General features: G+C 64.3%; 1 pseudogene. It reads left to right on the top strand.

Annotation, left to right across the window (positions count from 1 at the left end):
- A pseudogene (locus RM423_RS25275) lies at positions 1 to 108 on the top strand (IS30 family transposase); the annotation flags it as partial.
- Positions 109 to 249 lie beyond the last annotated feature (141 nt).

Genomic DNA, 249 nt, shown 5'->3' with positions numbered 1-249 from the left:
TCCGCCGAGGACCTCGACTGGGTCGCCCAGGAACTCAACGACCGCCCCCGCAAACGGCTAGCGTTCAAGAAGCCGAACGAACTGATCGGCGACCTGCTGTTGCAATGACCGCCAGAATCCGCCGATCCTCTACCGAGCAGTTGGCTTGTGCAGTTGGGCATGGTCCGGTTGCCGTGCCAGCACGTGGAGCTGGGAGGCGAGTCGCCTGTAGGGGTCTCGGGCGCAGGCTTGCTGCTCTGCTCGCAGCAA

Source organism: Jatrophihabitans lederbergiae, assembly GCF_031845305.1.
In the GTDB taxonomy this organism is placed as follows: Bacteria; Actinomycetota; Actinomycetes; order Mycobacteriales; family Jatrophihabitantaceae; genus Jatrophihabitans_A; species Jatrophihabitans_A lederbergiae.
The sequence above is the reverse complement of the archived record's forward strand: the minus strand, read 5'-3'. Positions and strand labels throughout refer to the sequence as shown.